The 20,218-nt window shown below is 71.3% G+C and carries 19 protein-coding genes; 13 read left to right on the top strand and 6 right to left on the bottom strand.

Translation table 11 applies throughout. The features are described from left to right. Positions 1 to 175: 175 nt before the first annotated feature. Positions 176 to 862, bottom strand: a complete 687-nt coding sequence (locus Aco03nite_RS36870; protein WP_203804592.1) for an alpha/beta fold hydrolase — start codon at positions 860 to 862, stop codon at positions 176 to 178. A gap of 170 nt (positions 863 to 1,032) precedes the next feature. Between Aco03nite_RS36870 and Aco03nite_RS36865 the strand changes: the two genes are divergently transcribed. Then, complete coding sequence (locus Aco03nite_RS36865; RefSeq protein ID WP_239145743.1) at positions 1,033 to 1,878, top strand: helix-turn-helix domain-containing protein; 846 nt, start codon at positions 1,033 to 1,035, stop codon at positions 1,876 to 1,878. A 7-nt stretch (positions 1,879 to 1,885) separates the two neighbouring features. On the opposite strand, the gene murQ is transcribed toward Aco03nite_RS36865, so the two are convergent. Both murQ and Aco03nite_RS36855 read right to left on the bottom strand, forming a co-directional pair. Further along, positions 1,886 to 2,779: an N-acetylmuramic acid 6-phosphate etherase gene (gene murQ, locus Aco03nite_RS36860; protein ID WP_239145742.1), complete on the bottom strand. Its 894-nt coding sequence runs from the start codon at positions 2,777 to 2,779 to the stop codon at positions 1,886 to 1,888. 23 nt (positions 2,780 to 2,802) lie between these two features. Beyond that, positions 2,803 to 3,696, bottom strand: a complete 894-nt coding sequence (locus Aco03nite_RS36855; RefSeq protein WP_203804589.1) for a MurR/RpiR family transcriptional regulator — start codon at positions 3,694 to 3,696, stop codon at positions 2,803 to 2,805. A 48-nt stretch (positions 3,697 to 3,744) separates the two neighbouring features. Between Aco03nite_RS36855 and Aco03nite_RS36850 the strand changes: the two genes are divergently transcribed. Next, entirely contained in the window at positions 3,745 to 4,824 is a 1,080-nt protein-coding gene (locus Aco03nite_RS36850) for an N-acetylglucosamine kinase (RefSeq protein WP_203804586.1), read from the top strand. 29 nt (positions 4,825 to 4,853) lie between these two features. On the opposite strand, the gene Aco03nite_RS36845 is transcribed toward Aco03nite_RS36850, so the two are convergent. Then, the gene (locus Aco03nite_RS36845; RefSeq protein ID WP_203804583.1) at positions 4,854 to 6,083 is read right to left on the bottom strand and encodes an exo-beta-N-acetylmuramidase NamZ family protein; all 1,230 of its coding nucleotides are present in this window, start codon (positions 6,081 to 6,083) and stop codon (positions 4,854 to 4,856) included. Then, positions 6,080 to 7,762 (bottom strand): glycoside hydrolase family 3 protein, encoded by a 1,683-nt coding sequence (locus tag Aco03nite_RS36840; RefSeq protein WP_203804580.1) that lies wholly within the window; start codon positions 7,760 to 7,762, stop codon positions 6,080 to 6,082. The genes Aco03nite_RS36845 and Aco03nite_RS36840 overlap by 4 nt, the downstream gene beginning before the upstream one ends. A gap of 109 nt (positions 7,763 to 7,871) precedes the next feature. Between Aco03nite_RS36840 and Aco03nite_RS36835 the strand changes: the two genes are divergently transcribed. The 7 genes from Aco03nite_RS36835 to Aco03nite_RS36805 all read left to right on the top strand — a co-directional run bounded on the left by Aco03nite_RS36835 (position 7,872) and on the right by Aco03nite_RS36805 (position 14,422). Continuing rightward, positions 7,872 to 9,515, top strand: coding sequence for a serine hydrolase domain-containing protein (locus Aco03nite_RS36835; protein WP_203804577.1), 1,644 nt, complete (start codon positions 7,872 to 7,874; stop codon positions 9,513 to 9,515). Between the two features lie 16 nt (positions 9,516 to 9,531). Then, entirely contained in the window at positions 9,532 to 10,932 is a 1,401-nt protein-coding gene (gene ngcE, locus Aco03nite_RS36830) for an N-acetylglucosamine/diacetylchitobiose ABC transporter substrate-binding protein (RefSeq protein WP_239145741.1), read from the top strand. Between the two features lies 1 nt (position 10,933). Continuing rightward, the gene (locus Aco03nite_RS36825) at positions 10,934 to 11,806 is read left to right on the top strand and encodes a carbohydrate ABC transporter permease (protein ID WP_239145740.1); all 873 of its coding nucleotides are present in this window, start codon (positions 10,934 to 10,936) and stop codon (positions 11,804 to 11,806) included. Continuing rightward, complete coding sequence (locus Aco03nite_RS36820) at positions 11,803 to 12,624, top strand: carbohydrate ABC transporter permease (RefSeq protein ID WP_373872664.1); 822 nt, start codon at positions 11,803 to 11,805, stop codon at positions 12,622 to 12,624. The genes Aco03nite_RS36825 and Aco03nite_RS36820 overlap by 4 nt, the downstream gene beginning before the upstream one ends. A gap of 13 nt (positions 12,625 to 12,637) precedes the next feature. Further along, positions 12,638 to 12,958, top strand: a complete 321-nt coding sequence (locus Aco03nite_RS36815) for an RIP homotypic interaction motif-containing protein (RefSeq protein WP_203804575.1) — start codon at positions 12,638 to 12,640, stop codon at positions 12,956 to 12,958. Between the two features lie 48 nt (positions 12,959 to 13,006). Beyond that, a complete protein-coding gene (locus tag Aco03nite_RS36810) occupies positions 13,007 to 13,855 on the top strand; it encodes an ion transporter (protein WP_203804572.1) in 849 nt (282 codons plus the stop codon). An 84-nt stretch (positions 13,856 to 13,939) separates the two neighbouring features. Next, entirely contained in the window at positions 13,940 to 14,422 is a 483-nt protein-coding gene (locus Aco03nite_RS36805; protein WP_203804569.1) for a hypothetical protein, read from the top strand. A 270-nt stretch (positions 14,423 to 14,692) separates the two neighbouring features. Here Aco03nite_RS36805 and Aco03nite_RS36800 read toward each other — a convergent pair whose 3' ends face one another. Beyond that, a complete protein-coding gene (locus Aco03nite_RS36800) occupies positions 14,693 to 14,866 on the bottom strand; it encodes a hypothetical protein (protein WP_203804566.1) in 174 nt (57 codons plus the stop codon). A gap of 109 nt (positions 14,867 to 14,975) precedes the next feature. On the opposite strand from Aco03nite_RS36800, the gene Aco03nite_RS36795 reads away from it, so the two are divergent. The 4 genes from Aco03nite_RS36795 to Aco03nite_RS36780 all read left to right on the top strand — a co-directional run bounded on the left by Aco03nite_RS36795 (position 14,976) and on the right by Aco03nite_RS36780 (position 20,184). Continuing rightward, a complete protein-coding gene (locus Aco03nite_RS36795; RefSeq protein WP_203804563.1) occupies positions 14,976 to 16,202 on the top strand; it encodes a sensor histidine kinase in 1,227 nt (408 codons plus the stop codon). Further along, positions 16,190 to 16,843 (top strand): response regulator transcription factor, encoded by a 654-nt coding sequence (locus Aco03nite_RS36790; RefSeq protein WP_203804561.1) that lies wholly within the window; start codon positions 16,190 to 16,192, stop codon positions 16,841 to 16,843. Before Aco03nite_RS36795 ends, Aco03nite_RS36790 begins: the two co-directional genes overlap by 13 nt. 105 nt (positions 16,844 to 16,948) lie before the next feature. Then, the gene (locus tag Aco03nite_RS36785) at positions 16,949 to 17,716 is read left to right on the top strand and encodes an ABC transporter ATP-binding protein (RefSeq protein ID WP_203804559.1); all 768 of its coding nucleotides are present in this window, start codon (positions 16,949 to 16,951) and stop codon (positions 17,714 to 17,716) included. Then, positions 17,713 to 20,184 carry an ABC transporter permease gene (locus tag Aco03nite_RS36780; protein WP_203804557.1) on the top strand — a complete coding sequence of 824 codons (2,472 nt, stop codon included), beginning with the start codon at positions 17,713 to 17,715 and terminating at the stop codon, positions 20,182 to 20,184. Before Aco03nite_RS36785 ends, Aco03nite_RS36780 begins: the two co-directional genes overlap by 4 nt. The last annotated feature ends 34 nt before the right edge of the window (positions 20,185 to 20,218 follow it).

Raw genomic sequence — 20,218 nt, 5'->3', positions numbered from 1 at the left:
TCCCACTGATGCCCCCGGACCGCCACCCGCGGCCGGGGGCATCACCATGCGTGCCGCCGGTCGGTCACCGGCCCAGCAGGCCGACGAGGATTCGGGACAGCGTGTCCTCGAAGTTCGGGGTCGGGGTCAGCGGACCACTGGTCAGGGCTTTCGTCAAGTGCGGGTGCCGGCTCCGTCACCGGGTTCGGAGCAGGAAGGACATCAGGAATTCGGCGGTACGGGTGGGGGCCTCGATCATCGGGGAGTGGCCCACGCCGGGGAGCAGTTCGACGGTCGTGTCGGGGATGGGCTGGTAGCGGGCTGCTGATGCGGGGCGCCATCTCTGGTCCCGGTCGCCGAACAGGACCAGGAGGGGCTTGCCCAGTTCGGTCAGCCGGGTGGGGAGTGGCAGGTAGTCCTCGGATTCCTGCGATGTCCTGGTCAGCGTGCGGTGGGTGAGGGCGCGGGTGTCGTCCACCAGGCGCTGCGGGATCGGGAAACCGGGGGCCACCGCGGTGCTCAGGCCGCGACGGACGAGTCCGTCGGTGCGCAGTCGCCACAGCAAGGGGCCCAGCACCGGAGCCAGCAGCAGCTTGCCGGCCGGGCCGTCCGAGACGAAGGCGTCCCGATCGGGGCCGGTGTCGATCAAGGCGAGCGCGGTCACCAGTTCGGGGCGCTGTTCGGCCAGGGCGGTGGCCACGTAACCGCCGGTGGAGTGGCCGGTGACGACTGCCCGCTGGACGCCGAGCCGGTCCAGGGCCCGCGCGAGGTGATGGCCCTGACGCGGGATCGAGTGGTCGCCGTCGGACGGTTCGGGGGAGTGGCCGTGACCGGGGAGGTCGATCCGGATGACGCGGGCCGTGGTCGCCAGGGCCGGAACCACGTCGTCCCATCAGCGGGTGGACCCGGCCAGGCCGTGGACCAGCACGATCACCGGGGCGTCCGGCGGGCCGTCCTGGACGGCGTGAAGATCGCAGGGGAGAGGCATGTGTCCACTGTCGGCGCTGCGGCTCCGGGTTGATTGGACGAATGTTCCCGGGCGATGATGCGAGCGTGTGGGAGGTCATCCGGCCGGGGCGGGCCAGTCGGCTGCCCGGGGTCGGCATGGCCGGGTTTCGGGACCGTGGGGTGATCACTACCGGTCAGCGGGCCATCCCTCATCCGGCTGTCACGCTGGCCCTGGAGTTCGGTGGCGGCTCGCTCGTGGTGACCGATGCCTCGGGGCGACAGCGCCGGGACGGCTTCGTGGCCGGCGTCGGGTTCGGGTCCGGGGCGTTCTGGGTCCGGGGTGAGCGATTCCAGGCCGTGCAGGTGCGGCTGTCCCCACTGGTGGCGTCCGGATTCCTGGGTGTGCCACCGGGTGACCTGGACGACGGCGTGGTGAACCTGGGCGACGTGTGGGGCCGGTCGGCGGCACGGCTCGCTGACCGGCTGCATCACGCCGGATCCTGGGACGAACGGTTCGCGCTGGTCGAAGCGGCGCTAGCCAGGCGGTGGCGAAGCGGGCCGGGGCGGAGCGGGCCGGGGCGGAGCGGGCCGGGGCCTACGGCGGATCCCGAGGTGGCCCGGGTGTGGCGGCGGATCCGGGACGGGCACGGCCGGGGACGGATCGACGGGCTGGCGGCCGAGGTCGGGTGGAGCCGCAAGCGGCTGTGGTCCCGGTTCTCCGCGCAGCTCGGCGTGCTGCCCAAACATGCCGCGCGGCTGATCCGTTTCGACCATGCCGTGCACCGTCTGGTCGCCGGGGAGCCCGCCGCCCGGGTCGCGGCCGACAGCGGGTACGCCGACCAGTCCCACCTGAACCGGGACGTGGTGGCGTTCGCCGGTTCGGCCCCGGGCGCGGCGGCCCGGGAACCGTGGCTGGCGGTGGACAAGAAGGCCTGGCCGCCGACGAAGTGACGGAAAGCTAGGCACTGTTGACGGCCAGTAGCCGCAGCGCCCGGCTGACGTGCCCCTCGGTTACCGCCAGAGCGCGGGCCGCCGAGTCGGGACTGGTGCCGGAGAGCAGCGTCAGCAGGGCGACCTTGGCGTCCCCGCCGGCCGCGAGCAGGGCCTCGTGGCAGCTGTCCGGTTCGGCGCCGGTGGCCTCGGCGAGTATGCGCAGACGGCGGTCCTTCAACTTGGCGTTGGAGGCCAGCATGTCGGTCATCAGGTTCGAGTAGGTGCGCCCCAGCCGGACCATCGTCGCCGTGGAGAAGGCGTTCAGGATCAGCTTCTGGGCGGTGCCCGCCTTCATCCGGGTGGAGCCGGTCAGCACCTCGGGGCCGGTGTCGGGGGCGATGTGGACGTCCGCCGCGGGGGCGATCGGGGCCGCCGGGTTGGCCGAGATCAGGACGGTGTGCGCGCCGTGCGCCCGGGCGGTGGTCAGGGCGGCGTGGACGTACGGCGTACGACCGCTGGCAGTGACCCCGACGACGACATCGCCCGCCTCGACTGCGGTGACCACCGCCGAACCGGCGGCCTCGTCGTCCTCGGCGGCCTCGGACGGCCGGGTCAGCGCGGGCGGCCCACCGGCGATGTGAGCGACGACCCGGTCGGGTTCCAGGCCGAACGTGGGGATCAGCTCGGCCGCGTCGAGCACCGCGATCCGGCCGGAGGTGCCGGCGCCGACGTAGTGCACCCGGTTGCCGGCGGACAGCGCGGTCACCGCGAGTTCCACGGCGGCGGCCAGCTGCGGCAGCACCGCGGCGACCGAGTCCGGGACGGTGCGGTCCTCGCTGTTGATCAGTTCGAGTACCTCCAGGGTGGACATCCGGTCCAGGCCGGTGCTGCGCGGGTTGCGCTGTTCCGTCCGGGACAACCGTTCACTTGCAAAGGCCGGTCTCACTGGCGCCTCCGGTCGGGGCTGATCCGCCGGTCGCGTACCGCCGCGTAGGTGGCGTCGAGCGCGGTCCGGGTCTGCTGATAGGTGCGCTGCGCGACGCCGACGAACACGCAGTCGATGACGGTGAGCTGGGCCAGTCGGCTGGCCATCGCCCCGGACCGGTAGGTGGTCTCCCGGGCCGCGGTGGTGAGCACCAGGTCGGCGACCGTGGTGATCGGCGACTTGGGGAAGTTGGTGAGCGCGATCGTGCGGGCGCCGTGGATCCGGGCCTGGGTGAACGCGTCGATGGTGTCGCTGGTGGCGCCGGTGTGCGAGATGCCGAAGGCGACGTCCCGCTCGTCGAGCAGGGCGGCGCTGCTCATCGCCACGTGGGTGTCGCTCCAGGCGAACGCGACCCGGCCGATGCGGTGCAGTTTGTGCTGGAAGTCGGTGGCGACGAAGGCGCTGGCGCCGACCCCGTAGATGTCCACCCGGCGGGCTCCGGCGACCAGGTCGACGACCTGTTCCAGGACGGCGACGTCGATCTGGGAGGCGGTCTCCTCCACGGCGCGGGCGTCGGCGAAGGCGATCTTCTTGATCACCTGGGCGAGGTCGTCACCGGGGCTGATGTCGCCGCCGACCTGTTCCACCGCTTCGTCGCGGCGGCCGGCCTCGGCGGCCAGGGTGAGCCGCAACTCGGAGTAGCCGGCGAAGCCCATCGCCCGGCAGAACCGGATGACCGTGGTCTCGCTGGAACCGGCCCGCTCGGCGAGGTCGGTGATGGTGAGCCGGGACGCGGTGGCGGCCTCCTCGATGATCACCCGGGCGACGCGCTGTTCGGCCGGGGACAGGGACGGCAGCAGGCCGCGAGCCCGCACCACCGTTTCGGCTGTGCCACGCTTCCGGACTGTCATGGAGAAAACTTTCCTTTGCTCGGCACAGATCGTCAATATCCTTCATCCATGGGTACGGGGATGGTGATCGGTGTCGACGCGGGAGCGACGACGACCCGGTGTGTGGTCGCGACGGTCGACGGCACGGTGGTGGGCCGGGGCACGGCCGGCGGGGCCAACCGGAACAGCAGCGGCGTCGAGGTGAGCGCGAGCATCGAGGCGGCCCTGACCGAAGCGCTGCGCCGGATCGACCGCGCCACGATAGCAGCGGGTGTGCTCGGGGCGGCCGGCTCGTCGGGCGCGGGGCGGGAGGCGTTCCGGGCGGCGGCGGGGCGGGCCTGGCGGTCGGCCGGGCTGACCGGCGAGCTGGGCACGGTGACCGATCTGGAGGTGGCGTTCGCGGCCGGCACCCCGGAACCGGACGGGGTGCTGCTGCTGGCCGGGACCGGCGCGCTGGCCGCCCGGTTCGCCGCCGGCGCCCTGGAACAGCGCTGCGACGGCTACGGCTGGCTGCTCGGCGACGAGGGGTCGGCGGTGTGGATCGCGGTGCGGGCGCTGCGGGCGGTCCTCGCGGCCCTGGACGGCCGGGGCGAGCCGACGTCCCTGGTGGACGCCGCGATCGCCCACTTCGCCGCAGCCGGCGGAACGCCCGAAGAGAAGGCCGGCGGAACGCCCGGGGAGAAAGCCGTCGGAACGCCCGCGGAGAAGGTTGTCGGAATGCCCGGGGAGAAGGCTGGCGGAACGCCTGGGGAGAAAACCGGCGGAGTTCGGGAGGAGATGGCGCAGGCGCTGATCGCGGCCACCTTCGCGATGCCGCCGGCCCGGCTGGGCGGGTTCGCGCCCGCGGTGAGCGCCGCCGCCGAACAGGACGACGCGGTGGCCGTGCGGATCTGCGCCACGGCCACCGGCCGCCTCCTGCACACCTTCGACCACGTCGGCCCGCCACCCGGCGCGGTCGTGGTGCTCGCAGGATCGGTGCTGCTCACGCCCGGCCCGGTCGCGCGGCAGGTCCGGGCAGGTCTGCTGGCCCGCACCGGCGCGGAGCCCCGGACGGCACGGGACGGCGCCGCGGGGGCGGCCGCGCTGGCGATCTCGCGGGTCACCGGCGCCCCCGTGGCGTCGGTGACCCATGCCAGGTTGACCCGCTGAGAGCCGGACCTGGAGACGAGGTCGGCCCACTACGAGCCGGGCCGGGAGTAGAGCAGGTAGGGCTTACGCCGCCGATCGAAAGCGGCCAGCTCCCCGGCCCAGGCTCCGGCCACCTCGGGGTACGGCGCCCCCGCGTCGATCATGGTGCGCAGCCGGGCCGAACCGGTGAGCAGGTCGATGAAGTACCGGGTGCCGCTGTCGACGCGCCAGGCGAACGAAGGGGACTTGCGCGCCTCGACCAGCATGGCCACGGCGGTGCGGATCGGGTCGTACCGCCGCGGGTCGACGACCTTGACCTCGATGCCGGCGCAGAGCTGATTCGTGAACTTGTTGAACGTGGGCGTGAAGTAGGCCTCGCGGAACCGCACTCCGGGCAGGCCGAGCGCGACCACCCGGTCACACCAGCGGTAGTCGAAGCCGGGCCCGCCGATCAGCTCGAACGGCCGGGTGGTGCCGCGCCCCTCGGAGAGCGCGGCGACTCCTTCGAACATGCCGGTGCCGGGGTAGACCAGCGCGGTCTCCGGAGTGGGCATGTTCGGACTCGGCAGCACCCAGGGCAGACCTGCCTCCCGGCCGTACATCCGCCCGTGCCAGCCCTCGCACCTGATCACCTCCAGACGGGTCCGCAGTCCGAACTCGCCGGTGTAGAACCGGGCCAGCTCACCCACGGTCATCCCGTGCTGCTGCACGATCTTGAGCCGGCCCACCCCGGAGACGTGACCGTCGGTCATCATCGGGCCGTAGGCCTGCCCACCGGTGGGGTTGGGCCGGTCCAGCACGACGTAGCGCAGGCCGAGCTTCGCGGCGGCGGCCATCGAGTCGTACAGCGTGTAGATGTAGGTGTAGAACCGGGCGCCGACGTCCTGGATGTCGAAGACGATCGTGCGGACCCCGGTCGCCCGGAACATCTGCTCCCACTTGGCTTGAGTGGCCAGGTAGGCGTCGTGGACCGGCAGGCCGGTGCGGGCGTCGGTGCTCGTGCCCTCGGAGTCGCCGGCCTGCGCCGACCCGCGGAAACCGTGCTCCGGGCCGAAGACCGCGCCGATGGTGACACCGTCGGCGTGCATCCGGTCGACCAGGTGCCGGTAGTCGCGGTCGACGCCGGTCGGGTTGGAGACGACCCCGACCTTCTCCCCGCGGACGGCGGCCCATCCGTCGTCCGCGAGCTTCTCCAGGCCGGTCCGCGGGGTGCCGGCCGGTGCGGTGGGCGCGGGCAGCAGCACTCCGGCCCCGCCCGCGAGCAGCGCCCGCCTGTTCATTTCACACCCCAGGTCAGGCCATGGCCGTACGGGTACAGCCCGGGTATCGCCACCGGCAGCTTTCCGCGGGGCGGCACGACTCCGGTGAGGACCTTGGCGAGTGCTTTCATCGAGACATCCGTGTAGCCGTAGGTGGTCAGATAGGTGGTGACGCCGGGTAGCCCGGTCAGGTCGTAGGGATTGCGGACCGCCACCACGACGATCGGCTTCCCGGTCGTCAGCAGTGCCGCGACCAGCGCCTGCTGCTGGCCGTTGTTGCTCAGCACCACCGTCACGTCGTGCGTCCGGGCGGCCGCCGCGGCCTGATCCGGATCGGTCGTGGGCACTGCGGTGGCGCCCAGTTCCCGGGCCAGCACGCCGAGCGTGTCGTAGGTGGCCGAGGTCCAGCCGGTGACCAGCAGCCGTTTCCCGGCCACGGTGAGCGGCAGCAGACGGGCGTCGTTGCGGACCGCGGTCACGGTGCGGTCGGTGACGGCCTGCGCGGTACGGACGTGCGCCGCCGACCCGACGATCCGTTGTGCCGCGGCCGGGTCGGCCGGCGTGTGTTTCAGCAGGCCCCGCTTCTGCTTGAGGGTGAGGATCCGGCGCACCGACTCGTCGACGCGGGCCTCGGTCAGCTCCCCGTCGGCGACCGCCTTCTGCACGGCCCGGAACGCGACATCCAGGTTCGGGGGCATCAGCAGCACGTCGACCCCGGCCTCGAGGGCGAGCACCGGCACCCGGTCGTCGCCGTACTTCTCCCGGACGCCCTGCATCTCCAGCGAGTCGGTGACGATCACACCCCGGTACCCGAGTTCCCCGCGCAGCCTCCCGGTGATGATCGGTTTCGACAGGGTCGCCGGGTCACCGGACGGGTCGAGGGCCGGCACCACGATGTGCGCGCTCATGATCGTGTCGGCGCCGGCGGCGATCGCGGCCCGGAACGGCGGCGCGTCGATCCGCCGCCACTCGTCCAGGCTGTGGTTGATGACGGGCAGTCCGGTGTGGCTGTCGGTGGCGGTGTCGCCGTGCCCGGGGAAGTGTTTGGCGCTCGCCGAGATCCCGGCGCCCTGCTGGAACCCGCGGATCTGGTTGGCGGTGAGGGTGCCGGCCAGGGTGGGGTCGCTGCTGAACGAGCGGACGCCGATGACCGGGTTGGCCGGGTTCACGTTGACGTCGGCGACCGGGGCCCACACCTGGTTGACGCCGACCGCGCGCAGCTCGGCGCCGGTGATCTGCCCGGTGCGGTAGGCGCCGGCCGGGTCACGGGCGGCGCCGAGGGCCATCGCGCCGGGGAACCGGGTGGCCGGCGCGGGCATCCGGGTGACCACGCCGTGTTCCTGGTCGGTGGAGATGGCCAGCGGGATCTTTCCGGCCGCCTGCTGCAGGCCGTTGCTGAGGCCGGCGATCTGGCGCGGGTTCTGCAGGCTGCCGGTCCAGGTGAAGTAGACGACGCCGCCGAGGTGGTACTTCGCCACCACCTCGGCCGGGGTGTCCACCCCGTACCGGCGGGTGTTGTCCGGCGAGGACGTGGTCGCGGTCGCGCCGTACACGGTGGTGGTGAAGAGCTGCCCGATCTTCTCCGGCAGTGTCATCCGCGCGATCAGGGCGTTGATCGGATGCGGCGTGGCCACCGCCGGGGTGGCCGGTCCGACCCCCAAAGCGGCGACGGTGAGGAAAGCGACCGTACGCGTTCGCATGATGTCGGAAGGTAGCCGCAGGGTCGGCGGATGGCAATAACCTTCACTCCTCTTGCGAGTCGTGAAGGAAACATTCATCCTCGACAGGTCGGCGTATTGAGAGGCGTTGATGATCAAGCTGCGGTTCGTGCTGCTCGGTATGGTGGCCGGTCTCATGATCGGATCACCGGTGCGGGCCGTGAGCCCGGACGAAATCACCTTCCGGAGTGACGTGCTACATCAGGGAACACCCCGTCAAGCGGGTCTGCGGCCCGGCCCGATCGAGTCGATTCCGGACATCGCCGCGTCCTATCTGGCGCCCACTCCGGATCATCCGGGCCATCCCAGCTACGCGGGCGCGGCGGTGCTCGCCGCCCGGCACGGCGTCGTGGTGTCCCGGTTCGCCGTCGGCGACGCGGTCCGCTGGGCCACGCCGGCCCTCGAACTGCCGCCCGAACAGCGCGTCCCGGCGCGGGTGTACACGCTGTGGGACCTCGCCTCGATCACCAAACTGTTCACCACGATCGTGGTGCTGCAGCAGGTCGAGGCCGGCCGGGTGGACCTGGACGCCCTGGTCAGCGCCTACCTGCCGGAGTTCCGGGTGCCCGGGGCGACGGTCCGGAACCTGCTCACGCACACCGCGGGACTCCCGCCGTTCCGGCCCTTCCACTCCACCCACCCGACCCCGGAGACCCGGCTCGCCGCCGCCCTGAGCACCCCGGCCACCGCGGGGACCACGCCGGGCGGGCAGTACGCCTACTCCGACATCGGCCTGATCGACCTCGGCGTGCTGGTCGAACGGGTCGCCGGGAAACCACTCGCCGACCTGGTCCGCGCCGGGATCACCGGGCCGCTGCGGATGCGCGACACCGGATTCCGCCCCACGGCCGTGGACCGGACCGCGGCCACCGAGTTCCAGCCGTACGCGGGAAGAGGGTTGGTCCGTGGTGAGGTGCACGACGAGAACGCCTGGTCGCTCGGGGGCGTCGCCGGGCACGCCGGGATCTTCTCCACCGTCGACGACCTGGCGATCCTCTGCCAGACGCTGCTCAACGGCGGCATCTACCGGGGCGAGCGGATCCTGCCCGCCGCGCGGATCCGCCAGGCGCTGGTGAACTACAACGCCGACCTGCTGGACCGCTACCCGGACAGCAGCCGCGGGCTCGGCTTCGAACTGGCCAAGCACGTCTACATGGACGGGATGACCTCGCCGGTCACCTTCGGGCACACCGGGTTCACCGGCACGTCGGTGGTGATCGACCCCCTCGATCAGTCGTTCCTCGTCCTGCTCAGCAACCGGGTGCACCCGGATCGTGCGTGGGGGCCCAACACGGCCGCCCGCGCGGCGCTGGCCAGGGCGTTCGCCGACGCCCGCCCGATCGCCGCGCCGTCCGGCGGGGGCCCGGTCTGGCGGACCGCGTTCCGCGACGGGGCGGTCTCGACCCTCACGGCCGGTGGTGGTCCGGGTTCCTTCCAGCTCTGGTACGACACCCAGCCCCGTCTGGACACCCTCACCGTCGAGTTCTCCGCCGATCAGGTCGGGTGGCGACCCGCGGCCCTCGACCTGCGCTCCGGCCACCGGCGGGCCACCAGCGCCGGGGTGCTCAGCGGCTACGGCGAACGGCGCTGGTGGACGGCCACCCCCGCCGTACCGCCCGGGTCGGCGCTTCGTTTCACCTACCGCACCGACGCCGTCTCGCAGGGCCGCGGCGTGCTCGTCGCCGGAATCGGTCCCGTCGGCACGGCGGACGGGTGGACCCCTCAACACGATTGACGGACGGAGTCGAGAGATGACCACTGCGATGAGCCGGCGCGGCCTCCTGCAGGGCGCCGTGGGTGTGGCGGCGGCGAGCGGGCTGGCCGGGTGCGCCCTGGGCGGCGGCGGCACGACCGAGGGCGTCAAGGGGGAGACCAGCGCGGACAACCCGCTCGGGGTCAAGGCGGACGCCGCCCTCGAAGTGGTCATCTTCAACGGCGGGTTCGGTGAGGACTACGCCAAGGCGCATCAGGCGATGTACCGGCAGCGCTATCCGAAAGCCCAGATCAAGCACTCGGCCACCCAGCAGATCGCCGAGACGCTGCAACCCCGGTTCGTCGCCGGGGATCCGCCGGACGTGGTGAACAACTCCGGCGGCAGCCAGATCGACTTCAACGGGCTCGTCGCCCAGGGCGCCCTCACCGACCTGGGGGAACTCCTGGACGCCCCGAGCCTGGACGATCCGGCGAAGAAGGTCCGGGACGCGCTGCTGCCCGGGATCGTGGACGTCGGATCGTACGACGGGAAATTCCTGTCCTTGAACTACGCCTACTCGGCCTACGGCATCTGGTACTCGCGCAAGCTCTTCGAGTCCCGGGGCTGGGAGTATCCGCGGACCTGGACCGACATGATCGCGCTGTGCCGGACGATCAAGGCGGCCGGGATCGCGCCGTGGACCTATCCGGGCAAACACTCGCGCTACCTGAGCTGGCCGATCCTCGCGTCGGCGGCCAAGCTCGGCGGCCTCGAGGTGATCCTGGCCATCGACAACCTCGAACCGAACGCGTGGAAGCATCCGGCCGTGGTCGCCGCCGCCGAGGCGTACTACCAGCTCGCGGTGGACGGCTTCCTGCAACCCGGCGCCGAGGGCATGGACCACGTGCAGTCGCAGACCGAGTGGTGCCGGGGCAACGCCGCGTTCCTGTCCTGCGGCTCCTGGCTGGAGAACGAGCAGAAGGCGGTCACCCCGGCCGGCTTCCGGATGGCCGTCGCACCGACCCCGGCGCTGTCGAACGCGGACAAGCTGCCGTACGAGACGTTCCGCGGCACCGGCAGCGAGCCGTTCATCGTGCCCGCCCAGGGGAAGAACACCCGCGGCGGACTGGAGTATCTGCGGGTCATGCTGTCGCAGGCCGGCGCCGCCGACTTCACCCGGCGGGTCAGCAGCCTCACCTGTGTGCAGGGAGCCGGTGCGGGCATCCCGCTCGGGCCGGGGCTCACCTCGGTCACCGAGCTGATCGACGCCTCGAAGGGTGGCGCGTTCACCTGGCTCTACTCGTCCTACTACCGCAAGCTCGAACGCGAGCGGGTGGACGGGGCCAGCGCCGAACTGTTCGCCAAGCGGATCAACGCCACGCAGTGGTGCGACAAGGTGCAGAAATCCGCCGACGAGTTCGCGAAGGATCCAGCGATCAAGAAATACCAGCGGTCGTAACGTGCGGCGGATCTTCCTTCTCACGTTCCTGGTGCCACCCCTGCTGCTGTACGGGCTGTTCGTGGTCTCGCCGTACGCGCAGGCGTTCCAGATCTCCGCGACGAACTGGAGCGGGCTGTCACCGACCTTCGAGTTCGTCGGCCTGGACAACTTCCGGCGGCTGCTCGGCGACGGCTGGTTCTGGAACGCGCTGCGCCACAACGGGCTGCTCCTGCTCTTCCTGCCGGTGGTGACGATCCTTCTCGGACTCTTCTTCGCCTCGATGATCACCGTGCACGGGGTGCGCGGGGCCGCTGTCTACCGGGTCGTCTACTTCTTCCCGCAGGTGCTCTCGGTAGCGATCATCGGGGTGCTGTGGAAGGAGATGTACGCCCCGCACACCGGGATGATCAACGGACTGCTCCGGAGCGTGGGCCTGGACGATCTGGCGGTCGCCTGGCTGGGTGATCCACGGTTCGCCTTCTGGTGCGTACTGACGGTGCTGATCTGGATGAACGTCGGTTTCTACGTGGTCCTGTTCAGTGCCGCCATGCAGGCGATCCCGCGGGAGCTGTACGAGGCGGCCGCCCTGGACGGCGCGGACCGGGTCACCACCCTGGTCCGGATCACCGTGCCGCTGCTCTGGGTCACCATCCAGGTCGCCTGGGTCTACCTCGCCATCATCGCCATCGACGGCTTCGCGATCGTGCAGATCATCACCGACGGCGGGCCCAGCTCGTCGTCGGACGTGGTCGGGTTGCGGCTCTACAAGACCGCCTTCGGCGACGGCCAGTTCGGGTACGCCTCCGCGATCGGTGTCGCCATGTTCTTCCTGACACTCACCGTGGCGGCGATGTTCCTCCAGGTGACCAGACGGGACCGGGTGGAGCTGTGAAACGCCTGTCCCACGTCTTCCTGATCGCCTGGGCGCTGCTCACCACGCTGCCGCTGGTGTGGGCGGTGCTCGGCTCGTTCAAGAGCGACGACGAGATCCTCACCGACCCGTGGAGCCTGCCGGCCCGGCTGCGCTGGGAGAACTGGGAACGCGCCTGGACCTCGGCCCACATCGGCAGGTACTTCCTGAACAGCGCCGTCGTGGTCACCGGCGCCCTCACGCTGACCATGCTGCTCGGGGCGATGGCCGCGTACGTGCTGGCCCGCTACCGGTTCCGCGGCAACCGGATCGTCTACTACGCGTTCGTCGGCGGGATGATGTTCCCGGTCTTCCTGGCCCTGGTGCCGCTCTTCTTCGTGGTCCGCAACCTCGGGCTGCTCGGCACCCTGCCCGGACTCACCCTGGTCTACGCCGCGTACTCGCTGCCGTTCACGGTCTTCTTCCTGACCGCCTTCTTCCGCACCCTGCCCACCTCGGTCGCCGAGGCCGCCATGGTCGACGGCTGCGGCCACTTCGGCCTGTTCTTCCGGGTGATGCTGCCGATGGCCCGCCCCGGACTGGTCAGCGTCGGCATCTTCAACTTCCTGTTCCAGTGGAACCAGTACGTCCTGCCGATCGTGCTCATGCAAGGCGAGGGAGCCGAACGTCGCTGGGTGCTCGCCCAGGGGCTGACCGCGCTCGCCGTGAACGAGGGGTACCAGGGCGACTTCAGCGGCCTGTTCGCCGGCATGACCATCGCCATGCTCCCGGTGCTGCTCGGCTACCTCGTCTTTCACCGCCAGGTCCAGAGTGGTCTGGCCGCCGGGCAGCTCCGCTGACAGACTGGACACCATGGAACCGGTCACGCTGATCGTCCGGGCGCTCACCGCCGTCGCACACGGGAACTCCGGCACCGCACTGCGGGCGGCGGTCGCCGAGCGGTTCGCCGGGACGCCCGCGGCCACGCTGGTCCTGGCCGAGCACCAGAACGACCCGGACACCTGGGCGAAACCACTCGCGAAACACCTGCGACAACTCGGCGCCGACACCGACCCGCACATCGTGGCACTGGCCCGGGCGCTCCAGCCCGAGGGAAAATACGACGTCCGGATCACCGATGCCAAGGGTGTGCAGATCGGCGACGGGAACACCCAGACCAACACGTTCAGCTGACCCCGCCGGACGTAGGGTGACCGGGTGCCAAGATCGTCTATTTCGCGTATGCACCCGGTGGCCCGGTTCTGTGGCCGGATCAGCGAATCCCGGCCGTTCGAGGTCGCCATCGTCCTGGTGATCGGGGCCAACGCCCTGCTCCTGGCGGTCGAGACCTACCCGCACGCGGAGTCCATGGTGCCGTGGCTGCACGGGATCGAATACGTGTTCCGGGCCGTGTTCGTCACCGAGATCGCGATCCGGATCCTGGCGTACGGCCGGAACCCGCGGGAGTTCTTCCGGCACGGCTGGAACGTCTTCGACTTCATCGTGATCGCCGCCGTCTTCCTGCCCGGCCTGCACGGCGACACCGCGGCCCTGCGGGTGATCCGGATCGCCCGGGTGGTGCGGCTGGTCCGCTTCTCACCCGGGCTGCGGACCATCGTCACCGCCCTGCTGCGCAGCCTGCCCGGCGTCGGCGGGTTCCTGGCGCTGGCCCTGGTCACCCTCTACGTCTACGGGATGGCCGGGTGGCTGATCTTCGGCGCGTCCGACCCCGACCAGTACGGCACGCTGGGCGCCGCGGTGCTCACCCTCTTCGTGCTGCTGTCCCTGGAGACCCTGCCGGACCTGATCGAGTCCGGTCTGGAACTGTCGCCGTGGACGCTCGTCTACTACGTCAGCTACGTGCTGATCACGGTGAACGTGCTGGTCAACATCCTGATCGGCGTGATCGTGAACTCGATGGAGGAGGCCCGCCGCCTGGAGATGACCACCCACATGGCCACCGACGACGACAACGACGGCATCCCCGACGAGTTCGACCGGATAGTCATCAGCCAGCGCCTCGACGACCTGCGCACCGCGATCACCCAGCTGGAACGCGACCTCAAGATCGACCGCGGTCCCCATCTGTGACCCGGTCGGGGGATTAGATTCCGGTTCCGAGTGCGGAAATATGCCCGCTGACTATTGATCGTTGGGGCTGAAGGAGTCTGACCGGTGGGTTCGAGTCAATATCGAATCCTGCTTCTCGGCGCGGCATCCGCTGGTGATCTTCGAATCGGGCGAGAGCAGAAGCGAATCCGTGCAGCGGTGGAGAGTGCGCTCCACAGCGATTCGATCGATCTGGATCATCGGCCGGCCGCAACCACGGGTGATCTTCTCGACGGAATCACGAGGTTCAGGCCGCACATCGTCCACTTCACCGGCCACAGCGACGACAAATTGATCGAATTCGAGAAGGATGTGGACAAGCAACACCATGGCGTTGTTATCACCGCGATTGCCTACGCCGCCCAGTTCTACGCCGCGGTCGCCAACGGGCAGTCCATTCGCTCGGCCCACCCGTCGGCACAGGCCGCGCTCGAACTCGCCGGTCTCTCCAGCAGTGAACTGCCGGTTCTCGCACATGCACCCGACGTTGATCCGGCCACGGCGATACTCGTCAAGCCGATGAATGCGAATGAATACAGGGTGGGGTGACGGCCACCTTCGTGCTCATTCCAGGACGTTCCCGCGGAACTGGCCGCCGAGGCACGCGGCCGTGGGCGGGCACATTCCGAGGTGCGGCTGCGGGAGCCCACACCGATGCGGGAGTGGCCCGGCGTACCGACGACGGTGGTGATCTGTCGCGACGACCGCCTGTTCCCGCCCGGCTACCTGCACCGGGTCGTCCGTGAGCCGCTCGGGGTTCGTCCGGTGGAGATCGACGGTGGGCACACACCCGCCCTGAGCCGCCCGCGTACCCTTGGCTCACTGCCTCCGGTAACGATAGTGGTGGATCGCCAGGCCGGTGCCGGATGCCAGGGCGACAAGGCCGAAGACGGAGCCGACGAGCTGGTGGGCGCCGATGGTGGAGGCGGCCGCGTTGGCGGCGAGGCCGAGGATGAGCAGGAGCCACAGGACCGGGCGGAGTTTCTCGTTCATGGCTTCGACGCTAGGGATCGGCGGTGGCCGCGACCATCCCGCCACCGCCACGAAGAAGGTACAGCCTGCGCTACTGTGCCCGGCCGGGACGCTCACTATCGTCTGACGGATGCCCCGACTTCTCCCACGGTTGCGGATCGCCGTCGACGGCCTGGAACACATCGTCGGCGGGCTCGGTACCGCCCTGCTGGCCCTGGTCGCGCTGGCCTGGACGGTGCTGGTGCTGCTGGCCGTGCCGGTCGGGGTGGGACTGCTGCTGGTGCCGACCGTCCCGCGGGTGCTGCGGGCGGTCGCCGACCGGGAACGCGCGCGGCTGACCCGGTGGGGACCGCCGGTGGTCGGGCCGCCGCCGCTGCCCGAGGGCATCCGCGACGCGCTGCGTGACCCGGCCGTCCGGTGCGAGGCCGGCTGGGTCGGCATCCACGGCACGGCCGGCTTCTTCCTCGGCGCCATCGGCATCTCCCTGCCGATCTACGCGGTCGAGTACGCGTCGTTCCCCCTCTGGTACCGGGCCCTGGAACCCGAGGACGGCGGCCCCGGGTTCATCGTCTGGCGCATCGACGGGTTCGCCGACGCGGCGGTGGTGTGGCTGATCGGCGCGCTGTTCGTCGCGATCACCATCTGGCTGGGCCCGGCCATCGCCCGCCTCCAGGCCCTCCCCGGGCGGCGGCTGCTGGGCCCGCCCGACGACGTCGACCTGGCGCTGCGGGTGGCCGAGCTGACCCTGACCCGGGCCGCCGCCCTGGACGCGCACGCCGTCGAACTGCGCCGGATCGAACGCTCCCTGCACGACGGCACCCAGAACCGCCTGGTCGCGGTGAACGTGCTGATCGGCGCCGCCCGCCGGGCCACCGACCGCAACCCGGCCGCGGTCGCCGACATCCTGGACCGGGCCCAGGAGGCCACCGAACAGGCGCTCGCCGAGCTGCGGTCGGTGGTCCGCGGGATCCTCCCGCCGGTGCTCGACGACCGTGGCCTGGCCGGGGCGCTCGCCGGGCTGGCCGGCACGTCCGCGGTGCCGTGCGAGCTGACCGTCGACGTGCCCGGCCGGTGTGCGGTGTCGGTGGAGGCCACCGCCTACTTCGTGGTCGCCGAGGCGCTGACCAACGTCGCCAAGCACAGCGGGGCCACTTCGGCCCGGGTGATCGTACGGCGGGAAGGGGATCGTCTGCTGTTGAGCGTCGTCGATGACGGCAAGGGTGGCGCGGACGAGACCGGTGGCAGTGGGCTGGGCGGGATCCGGCAGCGGGTGGCCGCCTACGATGGCCGCTTCATGATGTCGAGCCCGACCGGCGGGCCGACGAGGATGGACGTGGAGCTGCCGTGCGGATCGTGATCGCCGAGGACGACGCCCTGCTGCGCGAGGGTCTGGCCATGCTGTTACGGGCCGAGGGGCTGGACGTGGTGGCCACCACCGATTCGCCGGGCCCGTTCCTGTCCGCGATCGATCAGTACCAGCCGGACGTGGCGATCGTCGACGTCCGGATGCCACCGACCCACACCGACGAGGGCATCGTCGCCGCCGTCGAGGCCCGCAAACGGCAGCCGAAGCTGGCCGTGCTGGTGCTGTCCGCCTACGTCGAGCAGGCCTTCGCCACCGATCTGCTGGCGCACGGGTCGAGCGGCCTGGGTTACATGCTGAAGGAGCGGGTCGGCCGGGTCGACGAGTTCCTCACCGCCCTGCACCGGGTCGCCGACGGCGGCACCGCCGTCGACCCCGAGGTGGTCGGCCAGCTGCTGTCCCGGTCCCGCCCGGACAGCCCGGTCAGCCGGCTCAGCGCCCGGGAACGCGACGTGCTCGGCCTGATGGCCGAAGGGCTGGGCAACGCGGCGATCGCCGAGAAGCTGTTCGTCACCGACGGGGCCGTGCACAAACACATCCGCAGCATCTTCGCCAAGCTCGGGCTGTCCCCGGACGACCGCGCCGACCGCCGGGTCACCGCCGTCCTGCACTACCTCAACGACCAGCGGAAGTAGTGCTGGCTGTACCCCCGTCGGGTAGCACGCTTCATTCCGCCTGATCCCTCCGGACAGAAGACTCTCTCCCAGCACGAAGAGCATCCACAGCGGAGAGGTCGAGAGATGTCCGTCCAGAGCGAACCCGCGGTCCGAGTGCACGGGCTCACCCGTGTCTACCAGGCCGACGGCGAACCGGTGAGGGCTCTAGCCGGAGTCGGCGCCACGTTCCACCGCGGCACCTTCACCGCGATCATGGGACCGTCCGGCTCCGGCAAGAGCACCCTGCTGCAGGCCGCCGCCGGGCTGGACCGGCCCACCGAGGGCAGCGTCTGGATCGGTGGGACCGAACTGTCGACGCTGTCCGAGACGAAACTGACCGAGCTGCGGCGCGGCCGGATCGGCTTCGTCTTCCAGGCGTTCAACCTGATCGGCGCGCTCACCGTCGAGGAGAACATCCTCCTGCCGCTGAAACTCGCCGGGGCACGCCCGGACCGGCAGTGGATCAGCGCGGTCGTCGACCGGGTCGGCCTCGGACAGCGGCTGCGGCATCGGCCGGCCGCGCTCTCCGGCGGGCAGCAGCAGCGGGTCGCCATCGCCCGCGCCCTGGCCGCCCGGCCGGAGGTCATCTTCTGCGACGAGCCGACCGGCGCGCTCGACACCAACACCGCCGCCGAGGTCCTCATCCTGCTGCGCGGCATCGTCGACGAGCACGGTCAGACCGTCGTCATGGTCACCCACGATCCGGTGGCCGCGTCGTACGCCGACCGGGTCATGGTCCTCGCCGACGGCCACATCGTGCACGACATGCCGCAGCCGGGCGCCGCCCGCATCGCCGAGCACCTGGCCGCCCTCGGCCGCCGCCCGGCCGACCCGGCGGGAGCGACCCGATGACCGCGCTCGCCGCCCGCATGCTGCGCCACCGGCCCGGCTCGTCGATCGCGACGCTGCTGGCGCTCGCCCTCGGGGCGCTGATCCTGACCGCGATGGGCACCCTGATCGAATCCGGACTGCGTTACACCCCGGAACCGGTGCGGTACGCCGCCGCCGATCTCGTGGTGGCCCGGCCGGACACCACGTTCGTCAGCAGGGAGTTCGGGGACACCCACACCAGCACGGTCGCGTTGCCGGAGGGCACGGTTCCGGTCGCGCTGACCGGGAAGATCCTCGGCGTGGACGGGGTCGCCGGTATCGCCGTGGACGACGACATCACCGTCACCGGCGCCGACGGTGGACCGGTCACGGCGCGGGGCTGGGGGAGCGCGGTGCTCACCCCGTACCAGCTGGTGTCCGGAAAAGCCCCGGCCGGAGACCGTCAGGTGGTGGTGAACAGCGGGGTCGCACCGCTCGGCGGGCCGGTGGACCTGGTGGTCGGCGGGACGCTGCGGACGTACACCGTCAGTGGTCTGGTCGACGGGCCGCGGGTGGCCTTCTTCAGCGACGCCCACGCCGCCGCCGTCAACCCGCGTTCCGGCACGGTCACCGCCATCGGCGTGCTCGCCGCGCCCGGCACCGACGTCGCCGCCCTGCAGACCCGGATCCAGAAGATCGCCGGGAAGGACGTCGCGGTGCTCACCGGCGCGCAGAGTGGTGTCGCCGAACGATCAGCGGACCGGTCCGCCGCCACCCTGCTGGTCCAGGTCGGCGCCTCGTTCGGCGGCTACGTGATCATGCTGATCGTGTTCGTGGTCGCCGCGACCATCGGCCTCAGCGTCCGGCACCGCCGCCGCGACCTGGCCCTGGTCCGGGCCGTCGCCGCCACCCCCGGCCAGGTCCGCCGCATGATCATGGCGGAGTCCGCGCTGGTCGGCGTGATCGCCGCGGCGCTCGGGGTGCCCGCCGGCCTGGCCGCCGCGCACTGGCTGACCGGCGAACTGACCGGGCGCGGGTTCCTGCCCGAGGGCTTCCCGATGCTGCCCGGCGCCGTCGCCGCCCCGGCCGCCGCCGCGACCATCGTGATCTCGGCCGTCCTCGCCGGGCTCCTCGCCGCCCGCCGGGTCACCGGCATCCGCCCCGCCGAAGCCCTCGGTGAGGCCGCCGTCGAACCCGGCACCGCCGGGAAGGTCCGCCTGATCAGCGGCCTGATCGCGCTGGTCGCCGCCGGTGCGACGGCCGCCGCCGCGGTCTCCGGCAGCGGGCAGACCGCGCTCGGCGCCGCCCTCGGCATGCTCTACCTGTTCGTCCTCGCCGTCGGGCTGCTCGCCCCCTGGATCAACACCGCCGCCGCCCGGCTGCTGGCCGGCCCGTTGCGGGCGATCTTCGGCGCCAGCGGCTACCTGGCCGCCGCCAACCTGCGGGCCAACGCCCGCGGCACCGCCACCGTGCTCACCTGCCTGGTGCTCGCGGTCGGCTTCGGCGGCTCGGTCTGGTTCCTGCAGAACAACCTGGAGCGTCAGGCGGTCGCGCAGAGCCGGGACGGACTTCTCGCGACACGGGCGCTGGTCCCGGCCGACGGGCTGTCCGACGCGGCGATCGCCGCGGTTCGAGCGGTTCCCGGCGTACGGGCGGCCACCCCCGTCCGGCACACCAGCGTCGTCCTGCCCCTGATGGGCGACGGCGAGGTCTTCGGCGCCCGTGCCGTGGACCCGGCCGGCCTGGACCAGACCCTCGACCTCGGTGTCACGTCCGGTGACCTGGCCGCCCTCGGCGACGGCACGATGGCGATCTCCGAAACCCAGGCGTCCACCTTCGGCTGGGAGCTCGGGCAGAACGTCCCTGTCCGGCTCGGTGACGGCACCCCGCTCGAGCTGCGGGTCGTCGCCGTCTACCGCAACGGGCTCGCGTTCGGTGACATCGTCCTGCCCCGCACCGCGGTCCTCGGCCACACCGGCACCGGCCTCGACGACGAGATCCTGGTCAGCGCCCCGCCGTCGGCCGACGCCGCGCTGGCGGAGGTGGCCGCCGAGCACCGCGCCACCGTGGTCGACAGCGCCGCCCTGACCGGTGGCCTGGCCCGGGACCTGGCCCTCAGCGCCTGGCTGAACCGGCTGCTGATCGCGGTGATGGTCGGGTACACGGCGGTCGCGGCGGCCAACACGATGGTGATGGCGGCCCTGGCCCGGCGCCGGGAACTCGCCGTGCTGCGGCTCACCGGGGTCACCAGCCGCCAGGTCAAACGCATGATCAACGCGGAACAGCTGGGACTGCTCGGTACGGCCGTCCTGCTCGGCGGCGTGATCGCGGCCCTCACCCTGAGCAGTGTGGTGCGGGCGCTGACCGGGAGCTTCGTGCCGTACGTGCCGCCGCTGGGTTATGTCACCGTTCTCGGCGGAACCGCGGTCCTGGCGCTGGCCACCACGATCCTGCCGGTCGCCCGCCTGCTGCGCGTCCCACCGATCGAACACATGGGCATCAAGGAGTAACCGCCCGCCGGACCGTCCTGTCGTCGCCGCTCAT

Origin of the sequence: Actinoplanes couchii (assembly GCF_016862075.1) — a bacterium.
Taxonomy (GTDB): Bacteria; Actinomycetota; Actinomycetes; order Mycobacteriales; family Micromonosporaceae; genus Actinoplanes; species Actinoplanes couchii.
This window is presented reverse-complemented; position numbering and strand designations above follow the sequence as displayed.